The 1196-nt window shown below is 61.5% G+C and carries 1 protein-coding gene; it reads right to left on the bottom strand.

Annotated features, from left to right (window positions below; genetic code table 11):
- Window positions 1-39: 39 nt before the first annotated feature.
- A protein-coding gene (locus AX730_RS01810; protein WP_232310148.1) for an IS3 family transposase occupies window positions 40-1127 on the bottom strand; the annotation gives its coding sequence in 2 pieces (ribosomal slippage) (window positions 40-875 and window positions 875-1127; 1089 coding nt in all).
- Between the last annotated feature and the right edge of the window lie 69 nt (window positions 1128-1196).

The raw sequence follows: 1196 nt of genomic DNA, 5'->3' as shown, positions 1-1196 counted from the left end.
GGGTAATCCCCCCGCTTTTAGCGGACACCAGAAGTGGAGCTATGCGGCCATTGCCAACTTCTGTGCCGGCGTGATGCCGCCGAGTGCCATATTCGGGCGCTCATGATTGTAGATCCATAGCCAGCGCGTGGCCTTGTCCTGCACCTGCTCGATGCTGTCGAACAGGGTTCTGGCCAGCCAGGCGTAGCGCACGGTGCGGTTGTAGCGTTCGACGTAGGCGTTCTGCTGCGGCTTGCCAGGCTGGATGTGCTCGATGCGGATACCGTTGCGCTCGGCCCACGCCAGCAGTGTCCCGCTGATGTACTCGGGCCCGTTATCGCAGCGGATAGCGCGCGGCTTGCCCCGCCATTGGATGATCTGTTCCAACGACCGGATCACCCGGGCCGAAGGCAGCGACAGGTCCGCCTCGATCCCGAGCCCTTCGCGGTTGTAGTCGTCCAGCACGTTGAACAGTCGGAAGCTTCGTCCATCGGCGAGCTGGTCGTGCATGAAGTCCATCGACCAGGTCTGGTTGATCGTCTCCGGCACTGCCAGTGGCTCGGGCTTCCCACGCACCAGGCGCTTCTTCGGCTTGATCCGCAGGTTCAACTCCAGCTCGCGATAGATGCGGTAGACGCGCTTGTGGTTCCAGCCATAGCCCTTGACGTTGCGCAGGTGCAGGAAGCACAGCCCGAACCCCCAGTCACGATACGCCGCCGTCAGCCGCACCAGCCAATCGGCAATTCGCGCGTTCTCTTCGCTGGCTTTGGCCTGGTAGCGGAAGCAGGTCTGGCTGACTTCGAACGTCCGGCATGCATGCCCGATGCTTGTGCGGCCAACCTCGACTGCGGATCGGGCCATCTCACGTCGCTGAGATGGCCTCACCATTTTTTTGAAAGCGCTTCCTTGAGCAGATCAGCGCTGAGCTGGGCGTCGGCATACATCTTCTTCAGCCGCCGGTTCTCGTCCTGAAGCTCCTTGAGCTGGGACACCATCGACGCATCCATGCCGCCGAACTTGCTGCGCCACTTGTAGAACGTGGCCGAGCTGATGCCGTGCTCACGGCACAGCTCCGGCACGGGCGTACCGACCTCGGCCTGCTTGAGCACAGCAATGATCTGGCTGTCGGTGAAACGGGACTTCTTCATGGAACCTCCTCGGGAAAGCGTACGAGAAAATTCCACTTCTGAGGTCTGCTAATCTGCGGGGGGATTACC

Origin of the sequence: Pseudoxanthomonas mexicana (assembly GCF_001556105.1) — a bacterium.
In the GTDB taxonomy this organism is placed as follows: domain Bacteria; phylum Pseudomonadota; class Gammaproteobacteria; order Xanthomonadales; family Xanthomonadaceae; genus Pseudoxanthomonas_A; species Pseudoxanthomonas_A mexicana_A.
The sequence above is the reverse complement of the archived record's forward strand: the minus strand, read 5'-3'. Positions and strand labels throughout refer to the sequence as shown.